Source organism: Paraburkholderia sp. BR14374 (assembly GCF_040948685.1).
GTDB lineage: Bacteria > Pseudomonadota > Gammaproteobacteria > Burkholderiales > Burkholderiaceae > Paraburkholderia > Paraburkholderia youngii.
Map to the genome: position 1 here is coordinate 610,455 of NZ_JBFPKF010000004.1, position 15,928 is coordinate 626,382.

At 59.3% G+C, this 15,928-nt stretch carries 10 protein-coding genes and 1 rRNA gene; 3 read left to right on the plus strand and 8 right to left on the minus strand.

What is annotated here, in order from left to right:
* Positions 1-7 precede the first annotated feature (7 nt).
* From AB3X86_RS13055 to AB3X86_RS13085, 7 genes are all read right to left on the minus strand, one after another.
* The gene (locus tag AB3X86_RS13055) at positions 8-1,669 is read right to left on the minus strand and encodes a methyltransferase domain-containing protein (protein WP_368596296.1); all 1,662 of its coding nucleotides are present in this window, start codon (positions 1,667-1,669) and stop codon (positions 8-10) included.
* A 4-nt stretch (positions 1,670-1,673) separates the two neighbouring features.
* Entirely contained in the window at positions 1,674-3,860 is a 2,187-nt protein-coding gene (locus tag AB3X86_RS13060) for a rhamnan synthesis F family protein (protein ID WP_368596297.1), read from the minus strand.
* 663 nt (positions 3,861-4,523) lie between these two features.
* The gene (gene cyoD / locus AB3X86_RS13065) at positions 4,524-4,865 is read right to left on the minus strand and encodes a cytochrome o ubiquinol oxidase subunit IV (RefSeq protein ID WP_368596298.1); all 342 of its coding nucleotides are present in this window, start codon (positions 4,863-4,865) and stop codon (positions 4,524-4,526) included.
* A complete protein-coding gene (cyoC, locus tag AB3X86_RS13070) occupies positions 4,866-5,471 on the minus strand; it encodes a cytochrome o ubiquinol oxidase subunit III (protein ID WP_176381355.1) in 606 nt (201 codons plus the stop codon).
* Entirely contained in the window at positions 5,471-7,492 is a 2,022-nt protein-coding gene (cyoB, locus tag AB3X86_RS13075; protein WP_368596299.1) for a cytochrome o ubiquinol oxidase subunit I, read from the minus strand. The genes cyoC and cyoB overlap by 1 nt, the downstream gene beginning before the upstream one ends.
* Before the next feature lie 3 nt (positions 7,493-7,495).
* Complete coding sequence (gene cyoA / locus AB3X86_RS13080; protein WP_368596300.1) at positions 7,496-8,389, minus strand: ubiquinol oxidase subunit II; 894 nt, start codon at positions 8,387-8,389, stop codon at positions 7,496-7,498.
* A 390-nt stretch (positions 8,390-8,779) separates the two neighbouring features.
* Entirely contained in the window at positions 8,780-10,336 is a 1,557-nt protein-coding gene (locus AB3X86_RS13085; RefSeq protein WP_368596301.1) for an NADH-quinone oxidoreductase subunit M, read from the minus strand.
* A 681-nt stretch (positions 10,337-11,017) separates the two neighbouring features.
* Between AB3X86_RS13085 and AB3X86_RS13090 the strand changes: the two genes are divergently transcribed.
* The 3 genes from AB3X86_RS13090 to AB3X86_RS13100 are packed head-to-tail and all read left to right on the plus strand — an operon-like array spanning position 11,018 to position 15,517.
* Positions 11,018-11,752 (plus strand): ABC transporter ATP-binding protein, encoded by a 735-nt coding sequence (locus AB3X86_RS13090; RefSeq protein ID WP_368596302.1) that lies wholly within the window; start codon positions 11,018-11,020, stop codon positions 11,750-11,752.
* Positions 11,742-14,321 (plus strand): FtsX-like permease family protein, encoded by a 2,580-nt coding sequence (locus AB3X86_RS13095; protein ID WP_368596303.1) that lies wholly within the window; start codon positions 11,742-11,744, stop codon positions 14,319-14,321. The genes AB3X86_RS13090 and AB3X86_RS13095 overlap by 11 nt, the downstream gene beginning before the upstream one ends.
* Positions 14,321-15,517 carry a lipocalin-like domain-containing protein gene (locus AB3X86_RS13100; protein ID WP_368596326.1) on the plus strand — a complete coding sequence of 399 codons (1,197 nt, stop codon included), beginning with the start codon at positions 14,321-14,323 and terminating at the stop codon, positions 15,515-15,517. Before AB3X86_RS13095 ends, AB3X86_RS13100 begins: the two co-directional genes overlap by 1 nt.
* Before the next feature lie 74 nt (positions 15,518-15,591).
* Here AB3X86_RS13100 and rrf read toward each other — a convergent pair.
* A 5S ribosomal RNA gene (gene rrf / locus AB3X86_RS13105) occupies positions 15,592-15,705 on the minus strand.
* Positions 15,706-15,928 lie beyond the last annotated feature (223 nt).

A 15,928-nucleotide genomic window follows, 5' to 3' on the forward strand; every position in this document is an offset into this window, starting at 1 on the left:
CGAGCAGTTACTTGCGAATGAAGTAAACGTCCTGGTTGTCGTCCCAGCCACCAACGATACGTTCCACGATCGTCAGTCTGAACTCTTCGCAGAAAGTCCGAAGCCAGCGTTCCGGAATCATTGAAACACCGTAACGTTCCCCGAGATCCCTGGCGACTTTCGCTGCTGACGATTTCATAGTTTGAGAGTCAACAAAGGCGTATTCTCCGGCGTCGTAAGACGAAAGCAAGCGTTTTCGCGCTTCCTCGCCGACCGAATAGCAATCCGTTTCGCTTAGACGTTCCCTCGACCGCGCGCCGTGTGTGGTTACGACACCAATACCGCCAGACCTGATCTTGCTGAAGAAATGCTTCATTGCCGATCGGGCGTCTGCCTGCGAAAGATGGGTGATGAAAGACTCCAGTACAGCGACGTCGAACCTTGCGTTTTCGATTGACGCAAATTCAAACAGTGGGCGAACGATGTGATGACCGTGTACGCCGAAGGTCGACCTGCAAAAGTCGACAGCGGGCGCCACGATATCGGCAACATGGACATCAGACGCCTTATATTTCTTGACGAGATGCCGGGTGGCGCGTCCGTAACCACAGGGAAGCTCAAGGATTGTCGGGGCTTTGACACCGGACAAGTTGGCAGCCCGCTGCACAAATTCCGTCATCTGCGAACCGACCGACTCGTAGTGGGCTAAGGAACCCTCAAACACGTCGTCGTTGGGATGAATCGGTGCCGCGCCTGCGATCTCGACTTTCGGCTTGTCGACGGAGCCGGAGGCGACAGACTCAGCGAATACCTCGTCTACTCCCAATTCTCTCAGGGCATTTCGGATTGTCAGATTTCCAGCTTTGTTTTGCAAACCAAGCTTGTTCTTAACGGTCTCACTGAGTCGGGTAATTCTGCGTCGGGCCTCGATCAACGCGGCGACCTGTTCGTATTCGCGCAAGCGGTCCCCACTGAGCTTGCCTTCTGCGCCGGTAACGCCCGTCGAATTGCTCAGATCAGATTTGATGTAATAGTCACCGACGATGGTCCCAACCAATTTGAAATCTGACGGATACGCGGCCGTAACGCGCAGCAGAAGATCGTAATCTTCCTCCCAAGTCAGCAGAGTATCGAAATAGAGTTCTGCAGAAGCAATCGATCGATCGATCAGATAGGAGTGAATCGGGCAGAAGTTGGCCACGAAAAGGTCCTCGAGACCTTCGCCAGGAAAAACCTTGGAGTCCGCGCGTGCAGCCACGATAAATTGCGGGGATACATCGGCGTGGACCACTCTGACAGATGAGAAGGCGATCGCGGCGTTGCTGGCCTTCAACTGGCCGACCAGAAGACTGTAAGCTTCCGGATACAAGACATCATCGTAGTCAAGAAAAGCGACGTACTGACCGGTTGCGTTGGATAGTCCCAGATTCAACAGTTCTGTTCGTGCATCTTTAGGTTCTTCCGCAGTGAAATTCACTATTTTCAGCGACGGGGCATCGTGCATCTTCAGCAAGCGCGCGAGCGATGCCTCTACCTGCGCAATATCAGAAGGCGAGAACCTCTGTAACGTGACGATGATATTGAGTGGACGATAGGTTTGCCCGACCAGCGAGAAAACGCAACGTTCCAGCTCTTTGAGGCGCTTGACGTCGTGAAGCCTAACGATACAGTCGACTTGATTTTCAATCATGGTTTTACCAACGCGGTTTCGCGAAGCTTGTATGTGCGGTGAAATCGGCGATCTTGCTCCACTCAACGGGAACAGGCTCTGGGTAATGCTGGGGTAACTGCTTCCCCAAGCCAGCCATTTCGCTCTGCACCCACTGCTCAAACTCCGCGCCACGCCACTTCCTGGCCAGCAAGCAAGCAGATGTGTAGATCATTTCCACCGTCGATACGCTCATCTTGCGATTGGTGACACGATGAAGGAAGAGTGCTTGCGGACAAGTTTTCAGACTGAAACCAAGCGCTCTGGCACGCCACGAGAGGTCGACATCTTCGCAATACATAAAGAAGCTGTCATCGAATCCGCCCAATTCCTCGAAGCACGTCCGGGAAATTGCCAGGCATGCACCCGAAACCCAAGGAGTTTCAAGTGTCAGGGGATCGTAGGGCTTGGGGTGTTCGGATGGAAATTGAAGTGCTTCGACCAATGATCTTCCGTCTGCTGCCAATACAGCTTTAACCAGGCTGCCAATCGCGTCCGGATGCAAAATTCCATCAGGGTTAAGGCAAATATAAATATCCGCATCGTCTTTGAAAGCCGCCCGCATCAACCTATTGTGACCGGCGCCAAAGCCGACATTTCCCTCGGATTGCAAGCGTGTCAGGAAGCTGCGGTCCAGATCGTAATGTTCGGTCGAGTTACCGTTATCGAGCAGGTAGAGATTGTTCTCCACCGGCAAGCCCGCCTCTGACAGAGAGATACGAGCCGCTTCGATCGCACGCTGAAGTTCCGCCCGGTCATTGTTATAGGTAACGATGCCAATCGCGATTTTTGTGTCATGCGGAATTTTGAAAGGCAAACCGAGAGCTCGTTGCTGAATGACGTCAGCTAATCGTCGAGGCGGCTCAGCGATCGGCGTAGGCCGAACAGCGCGGATCTTGACACCCTTTGGGTCAAGAAGACGAAAGACGTAATGATTGGCAAATGCTTTTAAATCGGGAGCAGAAGCGATGGCAATCATTGCTGGCGTTTTGTCATACAGCTCTGGCCGCGCGATTTTCATCCAATGGAAACCTGCATGCTCGCAAGCGTAGAAGAAAAGCCGCTCGATGGAATGTGCGAGCGTGGCGTCGGTCTGATTAGCTTCAGCCGGAAAATCGTCAAAGCTCAGATTCAATTCGACCAGATTTTTCAGGGCTGCCGCCCGCGTCCAAAACATCGAACCCGATGGGAAATCCAGTGGTGTCGATTTGTCTATACCGAAACCGAGACGGTTTGCAAGCGTCTGCGCGCCGTCGAAGTTGCCTCCCCAGTTGGTCCAATGCCGCATCGTTTCAAAATGCTGCGCTGCAATCATGCCGAGGGTGGGATCATGCTCGAATGCGTAAAGAACACTGCTGACGACTTCGGCCGAACCGCAAAGGCTTTCGAGAAGGAAATGACGCCATTGAGCCAATGCACTTGCATGATGCGATCGCTTCCCATGCAGACATAGGATGAAGTCGTACCGCTCAAAAACGGGCTTGAATGCAAGCAATTTTGGCGCGATGTCGCGACCTCGATTTGGGACAACCCGAACTTCGACCGTACCTTTCGCCCAACCCTTGAAAGCGTTCTGGATTAATTCGGCCGAGAATGAATCACAAGTCGATATATACACATCGACATCGACCGGGATGTTGTTCAGATACACACGGAACTCTGGCGCGAGTTCCGGATAAAACAAATGGATGACTGCGGCGACGCGATCCGTTTTCAACTGTTTCAACGTCGGAAACTGAAACGGAACTTTGGCGCTATAGTCAATTTCGATAGGACGGCCAGCCTCGGGAGGCGTCACCGGCGGCAGTGGAGCGCTTTCTAACTGAACCGACGGCATGACTCGCTTCAAGTGCTTGGTCAGAGGATGCAGGAATCGCGTCCATGAACGACGTGGCCCTGCGATGGACTGCGCAGACGTCTCGCGCATTGTCGCCACTTCGGCCGCTGCCGCATCCGCGATTGCGCGATATCGGCTTTCGATCGCTTTGATTCTGCTCCGCTCGTCCAGAATCATGTCGCGCAGCATTAGACGGTTCTCGTCTTTGCGCCAGAAGTGCTGGGCTGTATCTAAGGGTCGCGCATTTGCCACGGTATTTGGCGCGTCCGGGCGCTCCTCGGTCGCTACTTCAAGCGAGGAGAACACAGGATCCTGTTCCGTTGTAGTCGAATTCATGCGATAGCAAAAGTTGTGGAATATGCGAGACCGAAACTGTGTGGCTTGACGCAAGACCGGGCGCCCAGGAGTCAACGACCGCCTACTCAATTAGGCCGGCTGCATTGTACCTGAGGATCTGCCGCAGATCTTCACATGGGAATTACCGATCGAATCAGCAACAAACCTCTTCCGACTCTCAAGACGGAATCTCTAGAAGTCCTTCCTTCCAAACCTTACGGCCGCCGCTCACTAGTAGTGAGCAAAGGAATCCAGAGCGCCACTCTAAAGTTTTCCCAATGAAATCAATAGGCTCGAATTGACCAATAGATCATCTCGGATCTAATGTCCATAGCGCCGATCCTAAGACCAAATGCGCCTAGGAAATAGCGATTGGAACACGTCCAGAATTCATGTTGTTATGTTGCGACTTGTGTCTTCAACCTGGTGGTCCGTTGGAGAATTAGCAAGCGTCTCGGGGTAGATACGGGCGAACGTGGACCGCGATTGCCCTATTGCGACGGCCTTTGGCGATTCGCATCGCTCCTGCATATCGATGACGTTTTCGTATTCCGCGCGCCACGAGCACAGCAAAAAGCAAACCGTCCAGACAAAGCAAAAGCCCCGCAAGATTTCAATCTTGCGGGGCTTTTTTACCGATGCTAACGCTAAAGCGTTATCCGCTTAGCGCGACATCATGTTCATACTGACGTTATGCATCACCCACAACGTGCCGCCCACCACGATAACCGCGGTCAACGCAGTGAACACAAACGCCGTCACGTTCCAGCGCTGCGACGACGACGTGTTCATATGCAGGAAGAACACCAAGTGCACGAGGATCTGCACAAGCGCGAGGCCCGCGATCGCGAACAACGCACTATGGCCGGTCAACGTACCGGTCATTACGATCGCGAATGCCGCGACGGTCAGAATGACGGAGAGCACGAAGCCCGTCATGTAGCTGCCGAAGCTGCCGTGACCGCCTTCCGAGTGTGCGCCATGGGCGCTATGGCTATGGTCCATTTAGATCACGCTCGCAAGATAGACAAAGGTGAAAACGCCGATCCACACGACGTCGAGGAAGTGCCAGAAAAGGCTCAGGCACGTCAGACGGATCATGTCGCGTTCGGTCAGGTCGCGATGACGCATCACCTGCAGCGCCAGCACCACCATCCAGATCAGGCCGAACGTCACGTGCAGACCGTGCGTGCCGACCAGCGTGAAGAACGACGACAGGAACGCGCTGCGGCTCGGACCCGCGCCTTCGGCGATCATGTGCGAGAACTCGCGCAATTCCAGTACGAGGAACGAGAGACCCAGCAGGAAAGTCACGCCGAGCCAGCCGAGCAGCGCGCCCTTGCGGTTCTTGTGCGCGCCGAGCATCGCAAAGCCGTAGGTGATACTCGAGAGCAGCAGCATCGTCGTTTCGAGCGCGACGCCGGGGATCTCGAACAGGTCCTTACCGCTCGGACCACCCGCGAACTGCTGGCTCATCACCGCGAACACTGCGAACAGTGCCGCGAAGATGATGCAGTCGGTCATCAGGTACACCCAAAAGCCGAACACCGAGTGCGACGGCACGTGGTCCGGCGCGAGATGCGGCTCAACCGCAATAGTCTTCTGTAACATCAGTCCACCTCCAGCGCGACCTGCTTGCCGACGCTTGCGCCGACACCGGCCACGGCGCCAGCACCGCCGTTACGTTTCTCTTCAATCAGCGCGACAGTGTCGGCCGGAATGTAATAGCCGTCGTTGTCCATGAAGCTGTAGACGATCACGGTGACGATCGTGCCAACCAAGCCAACGATCGCAAGCCACCAGATGTGCCACACGGCTGCAAATCCGAGCACCAGCGAGAACAGCCCCACCAGCAGACCCGCGGACGTATTCGACGGCATGTGAATGTCGCGATACGCCGGCACTTTGACACCGCCCTTGCGCGACTTCATTTCGCTGAACGCGTCGAGCGAGCGGACGTCCGGGATGTGAGCGAAGTTATAAACCGGCGGAGGCGAGCTCGTCGCCCATTCCAGCGTATGACCGTCCCACGGATCGCCCGTGAGGTCGCGGTTTTCCATCTTGTTGCGATCGCGGATGCTGACGACCAGTTGCAGCAGCTGGCAAGCGATACCGATTGCGATCAGCACCGCGCCGAACGCGGCGATGATCATCCACGGATGCCAGTCCGGGTTGTCGTAGTGATTCAGACGACGAGTCGCGCCCATGAAGCCGAGCACGTACAGCGGCGTGAATGCGACCCAGAAACCAATCTGCCAGAACCAGAACGCGGCCTTGCCGAGCTTCTCGTTCAGCCTGAAGCCGAACGCCTTCGGGAACCAGTAGTTGAAGCCGGCCAGATAGCCGAACAGCACGCCACCGATAATCACGTTGTGGAAGTGAGCGATCAGGAACAGGCTGTTGTGCAGCATGAAGTCCGCGCCCGGAATCGCCAGCATCACGCCGGTCATACCGCCGATCGTGAACGTGATGATGAAGCCGATCGTCCACAGTACCGGCGTCGTGAATCGCAGACGGCCCTTGTAGATCGTAAACAGCCAGTTGAACACCTTAACGCCAGTCGGAATCGAGATCACCATCGTCGCGATGCCGAAGAACGCGTTCACGTCCGCGCCCGAACCCATCGTGAAGAAGTGATGCAGCCACACGAGAAACGACAGCACCATGATCGCGCAGGTCGCCCAGACCATCGTCTTGTAGCCGAACAGCGGCTTCTTCGCGTACGTCGCGACGACTTCCGAGAAAATACCGAACGCCGGCAGGACCAGGATGTACACCTCGGGGTGACCCCATGCCCAGATCAGGTTCAGGTACAGCATCGCGTTGCCGCCGGCTTCGTTCGTGAAGAAGTGCATGCCGAGGTAACGGTCGAGACCGAGCAGCGCGAGCGTGACGGTCAGGATCGGGAACGACGCCATGATCAGCACGTTCGCGCACAACGAGGTCCACGTGAACACCGGCATCTTCATCCACGACATGCCCGGAGCGCGCATCTTCACGATCGTCACGAAGAAGTTCACACCAGTCAGCAACGTGCCGACACCAGAGATCTGCAGACTCCACAGGTAGTAATCGACGCCGACACCTGGACTGAACTGCAATTCCGACAACGGCGGATAAGCGAGCCAGCCCGTCTGTGCAAATTCACCAACCACCAGCGAAATGTTGATCAGGATCGCGCTGACTGCCGTCAGCCAGAAGCTCAGCGAGTTGATGAACGGGAAAGCGACGTCGCGCGCGCCGATCTGCAGCGGCACGATGATGTTCATCAAACCGATCATGAACGTCATCGCCATGAAGAAGATCATGATGACGCCGTGCGCGGTGAAGATCTGGTCGTAGTGATGCGGCGGCAGATAGCCTGGGCTCAGGTACGACAGCGCCAGTTGCATACGCATCATGATTGCGTCGGCAAAGCCGCGCAACAGCATGATGAACGCAACGACGATGTACATGACACCGATCTTCTTATGATCGACGGACGTCAGCCATTCGCTCCACAGGTAGCGCCATTTGCCGAAATACGTGATTCCGCCGAGCACCGCCAGCGCGGCGAGGGCCATGCCGGCGCCCGCCGTGACGATGATGGGCTCGTGATACGGAATCGCATCGAGAGTTAGTTTTCCGAACATGAGTTACCCCTTAGGCGCACAGTTGGCGTCTTTCATGTTGTCGATGACGTTGCCGTTGTTGTATTTGGCAATGATGTTGTTGAAGAGCTTCGGATCGACGGTCGAGAAGTACCGCACAGGGTCCTTTTCGCTCGGCTCCGACACCGCGTGATAGCGGTCCATGTCGAGGCGGTCCGACGAAGCGCGCACCTTCTCAACCCAGGCGTTGAATTCTTCAGGCGACGAGGCGAGCGTACGGAACTTCATGTCCGAGAAGCCCTTGCCGCTGAAGTTCGCCGCGAGGCCCGCGTAGTCGCCGGTGTGATCGGCGATCAGGTGCAGGCGAGTCTGCATGCCTGCCATCGCGTAGATCTGGCCGCCCAACTGCGGGATGAAGAATGAGTTCATCACCGTGTCCGACGTAATCCGGAAGTTCACCGGCGTGCCGACCGGGATCGCGAGCTGGTTCACCGATGCGATACCGAGGTCCGGATAGATGAACAGCCACTTCCAGTCGAGCGCGACGACTTCGACGTTGATCGGCTTGACCTGCGACTCGAGCGGACGATACGGGTCGAGCTCATGCGTGCTCTTCCACGTCAACACGGCGAGGAACAAAATGATCAGCGCCGGAATCGTCCAGACGACGACTTCGATCGCGGTGGAATGCGTCCACCCCGGTTTGTATTCAGCGTTTCTGTTCGACGCGCGATAACGCCAGGCGAAAAACAGTGTCATCAGAATGACCGGCACCACGACAATCAGCATGGCCCACACCGAAGTCGCGATCAGATCACGCTCCGCGAGTCCCACACTCCCCTTCGGATTCAGAATATCGAGGTTGCTGCAACCCGAAAGCAGCAACATGAGGCTGGCGGAAATGAAACTTGCCGGCCTTCCCAGCGTCCGTCCTTTCATATCCACTGCCTCGTTTTTTTGACTTCAACGAACGTCATTCGACGGCTCTCCAGTAATAAGCGCTCGCATAATAGGGGGGCATCGAATGCTAATAAACACTCGAATTTGCAACGATCTATTGCATCCCGCCGCAGTGCGACACGTTGCCGCATTCCCCGCACACCCTATTCACCAGCGTCGTTTGCGACGCTTCAAAACGAAGCATCGAAAAGTTGACGCGTCGCAAGATCCCCTTCAAATAAGCACTGGAAAACCGCCGGACGCGCAGCGGTTTCGCAGTACTTCGTCGAGCATGCATTCACAAAGGGATTCGTAGCGACGCGCAAAAGCGCAAAAACGTCGCCGCATCCTGACGCGCGGATGCGACAACGGTTCTTGCGCTCTGTTCTTTTAACCCGGATTGTGCGTGGCGACGGGTGCCGGTCCGGGCGCCGCCGCCTGCAGATGCTCGCCAGCTTCGGCCGGCACGTTGTCAGAAGGAAGCGCCGAGCGTTCGGATTGCGCTAGCAGCGTGCCGACGGACGGATCGATCGCATCGGTAAACGGCTTCGGATTGAGACCGATCGCGAGCACCAGCAACGCCAACGCACCGAGCAGCGCGAACTCGCGCTTGCCGAGGTCCTTCAGATTCGCGACGCGCGCATTGGCGATCGCGCCGAAGATCACGCGCTTATACATCCACAGCGTGTAGGCCGCGCTCAGGATCAGCGTGGTCGCGGCGATCGCGCCGATCCAGAAGTTGAAGCGGATCGCGCCCATCAGCACCATGAATTCGCCGACGAAACCCGACGTGCCCGGCAGACCGATGTTGGCCATCGAGAACAGCATCACGAAAGCGGCAAAGCGCGGCATCGTGTTGGCGACGCCACCGTATTCGGCGATCGATGCGCTTTTCGTGCGGTCGAACAGCATGCCGGTGCACAACAGCATCGCGCCGGACACCACGCCATAGGAGATCATCTGCACGATTGCGCCGGCCTGGCCGAAGCGGTTGAAGACGAACAGACCGAGCGTGACGAGGCCCATATGCGCGACCGTCGAATACGCGAGCAGGCGGCGCATGTCGGTTTGCACGAGCGCGAGCAGGCTCGAATAGATCACCGCGACGAGCGACAGCGTGATCATCATCGGCGCAAAGAAGTGGCTCGCTTGCGGCGCGATCGGCAGCGCGAAACGCAGCAGACCGTAGCCGCCGATCTTCAGCATGCCGATCATCACCGCGGCGCCGGTGGGACCGTCGAGGTGCACGTCGGGCAGCCACGTGTGCAGCGGCCACATCGGCACCTTCACGCCGAATGCGGCGAGGAAGCCGAGGAAGATCAGCGTCTGCGGCACCATGTCGAGATGCGCTTCGCGCCACACGGCGAGGTCGAAGCTGTGCGTCTGGCTATACAGATAGAGCAGCGACATCAGCATCATCAGCGAGCCGAGGAACGACACGAAGAAGAACTTCACCGCCGCATACGTGCGGTTCTTGTGACCGTACGTGCCGATCAGCAGATACAGCGGGATCAGCGTCGCCTCGAATGCAATGAAGAACATCATGCCGTCGAGCGACGTGAACACGCCCTGCATGAAACCCGACAGCATCAGGAACGCGCCGTAGTACTGTGCGGTACGCTGGGTGATCGACTCCCACGACGCGATCACGATGATGATCGTCGTCAGCGCGGTCAGCGCGACGAGCCACAGCGAAATCCCGTCGATTCCCACATGCCATGCGATATCGAACGTCGGCGACCAGCGAACGTTCTCGACGAACTGCATCGAGGTCACGTCGTTGCGAAAATTCGCCACGACCGGGATCACAGGCAAGAAACCCGCCACCGCGCCGATCAGCGCGAGCCAGCGCGTGCGATTACGCGCCGCGTCGGACCCGGCGCGCAGAACCACGAAGCCGGCGACGATGGGGATCAAGATGAGAAGACTTAGGAGAGGCAATGGCATGTGCTCTGTCAAAACTTGAAGTACAAAACGCTGCGTCAATGCCGCCAAAACAGCAGGCATTGAAATTGAAATGTAAGTTGGAGTGCGCTGAAATTGACGCGTGGAGGGGTTTCCCGCTACACGTTTACCCGCAGCCGACCGACCGAGGATGGGAGATTACCAAGATAAGAATAATTTTGCATCGCAGCAGCGAATAAATCCCTTCGGATTAGATTGTTGCGACCTGGACGCTTGCAAAACGCATCAAAATGTGCGTTTTCACCTTGTTACAAGGGCCGCGCAGACTCTTGATAATTTGGCAGCAAAAGCTGGCAATTATCCGGAGGTTGGCCGCTTTTAGGCATCGCCTGTTTGTGGGGCCGATTCGGCTGGAATGGATCGTGCTGGACCGTCCTTTTCGGCCGGTGGCGACGACCCACATTTGCACAAGAATTTGCGTTGCCGACGACAAAAAAATTTTTTGTCCGGGCGGTCTGAATCGACCGGCGAACAGGGGCAACGATGCCGGGCGCCTCGGATCGAGATGCGCTAAAACTGTGCCACCGAGGCGCGCCAATCTTCCATTTACCTTACTAAAAACAGCGTTTCGCCTAGTAGCTGCTGCGGAAATTCGCGCGGCGAGGCACACTCATTTCGCCTGGCCGGCGCCCCTCGCCCGGCCCCTTTTCCGGACCTCTTCGCATGGCGCTTCGTGACGACGACGTCGTACCCGCACTCGAATGCCGCGGCCTCAGCAAGCGGTACGGCACCGGCCGCATCGTGCTCGCGCAGCTCGACTTCACGCTCGCTGCGGGAGAGTTCGTCGCGATCATGGGCGACTCGGGCGTTGGCAAGTCGACGTTGCTCAACCTGATCGCCGGACTCGACCGCGCCGATAGCGGCAGTGTGCTGATCGACGGACGCCCGGTCGAGCAACTCGACGATAACGCCGCAACGCGTCTGCGCCGCCAGAAGCTCGGCTTCGTATTCCAGGCGTTTCATGTGCTGCCGCATCTGACGCTCGCGCAGAACGTCGCGCTGCCACTGCTGCTCAACGATCTGCCGACGGCCGCCGCGCTCGACATGCTCGCGGCGGTCGGGCTCGGCGGACGCGGCGACGACTTTCCGCGCGATCTCTCCGGTGGCGAATTGCAGCGCGTAGCCATTGCACGCGCACTCGTGCATCGTCCAACGCTGCTTCTCGCCGACGAACCGACCGGCAACCTCGATCCCGCGACCGCGCACGACGTGCTCGGCCTGTTCCGCGCGCAAAGCAAGGCGACCGGCGCGGCGACCATCATGGTCACGCATTCGGAAGCCGCGGCAGCCGTGGCCGACCGCGTACTGGTTCTGAGCGACGGCGGCTTGCATGCCGCGCGCGATAAAGCCGCGAACGTCGCGCGCGCCGCGGCCCGCTCGACCGACGATGGCAGCTGACCTTCAGCCACTGCCGCGCGCGCCCGGCTATCGCGTTCTTGCACGCTGGCTACTGGCCGCGGAATGGCGCACCCATCGCGGACGCGCACTCGTCGCAATCGCGACGATCGCGCTCGGCGTCGCGCTCGGCTACGCGGTGCAATTGATCAACAGCGCGGCCTTCAATGAATTCTCCGCGGCCGCGCGCAGTCTGTCCGGGGAAGCGGATCTGCAAGTGCGCGGCGCGCAGCCTTTCGTCGACGAGTCCCTTTATCCGCAGCTGGCCGACGAGCCGGGCGTGGCGCTAGCGAGTCCCGTGCTCGCGCTCGACATCGCGGTGCCCGGCCGCAATGGTGCACTGCCCGTTCTCGGCATCGACGTCTTCAAGGCGAGCCGGATCACGCCCGATCTGATCGGTGTACCCTCGCCTGAGCGCCCGTTCGACACGCTCGCCTCCGATGCGATATTTCTGTCGACGGCCACGCAGCAATGGCTGAACGTCAAGACCGGCGACGACGTGACGCTGCGGGTCGGCACCTCGGATCTGCAGTTGCGCGTCGCGGGCGGGCTCGTGCGCACGCGGCCGGGTCAACGGCTCGCGGTGATGGACATCGCCGCCGCGCAATGGCGGTTCGGCAACGTGGGCAAGCTGTCGCGCATCGACCTGCAGCTCGAACGCGGCGTCGATCGGCAACGCTTCAGACGCTATCTGCAGCAACGGCTCGGCAGTGCCTGGGTAGTCGCCGAAACGCGCGATACTGAGAGCCGCACCGATCGCCTGTCGCGTGCTTATCGGATCAATATGAATGTGCTCGCACTGGTCGCGCTGTTCACCGGCGCGTTCCTTGTGTTTTCGACGCAGGCGCTCGGTGTCGTGCGACGCCGCTCGCAATTCGCAATGCTACGCGTGCTCGGCCTCACGCGAGCTCAGCTATTGCGGCAGATTCTGCTCGAAGGCGCGCTGCTCGGGCTACTCGGTTCGTTGTTTGGACTTGCGCTCGGATACGCGATGGCAAGCGGTGCGCTGCGCTTTTTCGGCAGCGATCTTGGCGGCGGCTATTTTCCGGGTGTGCAACCGCGAGTCGGTTTGGAGCCGCTCGCGAGCGCGGTGTTTCTCGCGCTCGGGGTCGCGGTGTCGGTGTTGGGCAGCGTCGCGCCCGCCATCGACGCGGCACGCGCACGGCCTGCCGCGGCACTCAAGGCCGGCGCCGAGGAAACCGCGCTGGCGCGGCTCGCGACGCCGTGGCCGGCGTTCGGCTGTTTGCTGGCGGCCGCCGCGCTGACGCGCGTGCCGCCGTGGTTCGATGCGCCGATTGCTGGTTATCTGGCGGTCGCGTTGCTGCTCGTCGGCGGCATCGCACTGATGCCGCGCGTGACCGCGCTGATTTTTGGTGCGGCGAGCCGTGTGCGCGGCGCGCGACGCCGCGCGGGCGCGACGACTACGCTCGCGATTGCGCGTCTCGCGAATGCGCCGGGGCAGGCCTCGATCGCGATGGGCGGCGTGCTGTCGAGCTTCGCGCTGATCGTCGCGATGGCGATCATGGTGGCCAGTTTCCGCGTATCCGTCGACGACTGGATCACGCATCTGCTGTCCGCGGATCTCTATGTGCGCCTAAGCTCCGGCGGCAATAGCGGTGACAGTGGCGGCTTGCGGCCCGACCAACAGACGCGCATCGCGACGGTCCCCGGCATCCGCCACGCTGCGTTTTCGCGCATCACGCATCTGACACTCGATCCCGCCCGCCCGGATGTCGCGCTGCTCGCCCGCGAGATCGATGCGGCCGATCCGGGCGCGACCCTGCAGATGACCGGCGCGGTGCTGTCGCCGTCCGCGCTTCGCACCGGAGACATGCCTATTTGGGTTTCCGAAGCAATGGTCGACCTGTATGGGTATCAGTTAGGTCAACGTGTGCGGTTGCCGCTCGGCGAGCAGGGCCAGACGTTCGTCGTCGCCGGCGTCTGGCGCGACTACGCGCGGCAGAGTGGCGCGATTCAGATCCGGCTTGGCGATTATCGGCGGCTCACCGGCGACTCCGCCGCAACCGATGTCGCCGTGACCGTCGAGCCGGGCGTGAGTGTCGAACGCGTCGTCGCAGGCTTGAAAGCGTTGCCGTTCGGCGCTTCGCTCGAGATGTCGCAACCGGGGGAGATCCGTGCGCGCACGCTGGTCATCTTCGATCGCAGTTTCGCGGTCACGTATCTGCTCGAGGCGGTGGCCATCGTGATCGGATTGTTCGGTGTCGCCGCGACCTTTTCTGCACAGACGCTCGCTCGGGCCCGCGAGTTCGGGATGTTGCGCCACGTCGGCGTGACGCGCGCGCAGATTTTTGCGATCCTCGCATCGGAGGGCGGCCTGCTCACCGCATCCGGCATTGCGCTGGGTTTCGCGCTTGGTTTCGCGATCAGCCTGATTCTCGTGTTCGTCGTCAATCCGCAGTCGTTTCACTGGAGCATGTCGCTGCATGTGCCGTGGTTCGTGCTGGGCACGGTCGCGTTGGTGATGCTAGTGCTGTCGTGCACGACGGCGGTAGTAGCGGGACGGGGTGCGGTGTCGGTGGATGCCGTGCGCGCGGTGAAGGAGGACTGGTGATGCGAGTTGTGCGGCGTGCGTGGGGGATGCGATTGCTTTGGCGTACCAGCAAATCTTCACTCCCATACCCTGATCGAACTTTTCGGAGCCTACTTTGCGTTGGCATAGCCGCTGCGTCGCCCTCTTTTGCCGCTAGCAGCGACTCCTCTGCATCCACGCCGGCCGCCTTTGCGGTAGTCACGCCAGAACGTCTGATCTCGTTTCCGCGGGACACCGGTGCCCATCCGGAATTCCGCACCGAATGGTGGTACGCGACGGGCTGGCTCACGACACCCGACCATCAACCGCTCGGATTCCAGATCACGTTCTTCCGTTCGGCGACTGGTCACGATGCCGCCGATCCCAGCGCCTTCGCCCCCTCGCAGCTGATCATTGCGCACGCTGCGCTGAGCGATCCGGCCATCGGCCACCTCGTTCACGATCAACGCATCGCCCGGCAAGGTCTCGGGCTTTCCTACGCGAAGCCCGACAACACCAACGTCAAACTCGACGCATGGAAAATGATTCGCGCCGCGGACGGTCACTACGACGTCACCGCCGACGCAAGCGGATTCTCGCTACACCTGCAACTCACGCCAACGCAGCCACCGCTGATTCAGGGCGAGCGCGGCTACTCGCGCAAAGGACCGCGTCCCGAACAGGCAAGCTATTACTACAGCGAACCGCAACTCAGCGTGACGGGCACTGTGGTGCGCCCGGCCGCGGGTGCAAACGAGTCGACGCGCAATGCTGCCGTGACGGGTACCGCATGGCTCGATCACGAATGGTCGAGCACATTGCTCGACGCCAATGCGGTCGGATGGGATTGGCTTGGCGCCAATTTGACGGACGGGTCGGCGCTCATGGCATTCAAGATCCGTAGCCGCGATGGACATGCAACATGGGCCCACGCGACGCTTCGCAGACGCGATGGACAGGTAGCCAACTTCGGCCCCGGCGAAGTTTCGTTCACCCCGCATCGCATGTGGCGGTCGCCGCACACAAATACTTTGTACCCGGTCTCGATGACGGTTAGAACCGGAACGCTGACATGGCAACTCGATCCGCTGGTGGACGATCAGGAACTCGATTCGAGACAGTCGACCGGCGCGGTGTATTGGGAAGGCGCGGTGCGAGTGAGCCAACAGAATGCCGAGGTAGGGCGGGCCTATCTGGAATTGACGGGTTATGCGGATGCGCTGCGGATCGGAAAGTAGTGAAGCGCGCGGAATTGACCGCGTAAACGCAAAAACCCCACCGCTGCGCGGTGGGGTTTCTGGCTTTTGGGGGAGCCTGACGATTACCTACTTTCACACGGGCAATCCGCACTATCATCGGCGTTGAGTCGTTTCACGGTCCTGTTCGGGATGGGAAGGGGTGGGACCGACTCGCTATGGTCATCAGGCATGACGGGTTGCTGCGTCGCGGCCGGGTTGGAGTCAACCCTGCGCGCCACAGCCAATCGGGAAGAAGCGTAAAGGATTCGTGTTGTTGGGGTTGCGTTGTTGCTGGCACAACACCGATCTCAAACTGCATGTCTTCATCCCCTTCGGGGATCGGACACCCGTAAGCGCTGAAGCGCTAACGGTTGCCGAGACACACCTGTTATAGGATCAAGCCTTACGGGC

Coding starts and splice junctions, on each gene's coding strand:
- cyoA (WP_368596300.1), bottom strand. CDS start 8,389: ATGAAAGGACGGACGCTGGGAAGGCCGGCAAGTTTCATTTCCGCCAGC.
- cyoB (WP_368596299.1), bottom strand. CDS start 7,492: ATGTTCGGAAAACTAACTCTCGATGCGATTCCGTATCACGAGCCCATC.
- AB3X86_RS13060 (WP_368596297.1), bottom strand. CDS start 3,860: ATGAATTCGACTACAACGGAACAGGATCCTGTGTTCTCCTCGCTTGAA.
- cyoD (WP_368596298.1), bottom strand. CDS start 4,865: ATGGACCATAGCCATAGCGCCCATGGCGCACACTCGGAAGGCGGTCAC.
- AB3X86_RS13090 (WP_368596302.1), top strand. CDS start 11,018: ATGGCGCTTCGTGACGACGACGTCGTACCCGCACTCGAATGCCGCGGC.
- cyoC (WP_176381355.1), bottom strand. CDS start 5,471: ATGTTACAGAAGACTATTGCGGTTGAGCCGCATCTCGCGCCGGACCAC.
- AB3X86_RS13055 (WP_368596296.1), bottom strand. CDS start 1,669: ATGATTGAAAATCAAGTCGACTGTATCGTTAGGCTTCACGACGTCAAG.
- AB3X86_RS13085 (WP_368596301.1), bottom strand. CDS start 10,336: ATGCCATTGCCTCTCCTAAGTCTTCTCATCTTGATCCCCATCGTCGCC.
- AB3X86_RS13100 (WP_368596326.1), top strand. CDS start 14,321: ATGCGAGTTGTGCGGCGTGCGTGGGGGATGCGATTGCTTTGGCGTACC.
- AB3X86_RS13095 (WP_368596303.1), top strand. CDS start 11,742: ATGGCAGCTGACCTTCAGCCACTGCCGCGCGCGCCCGGCTATCGCGTT.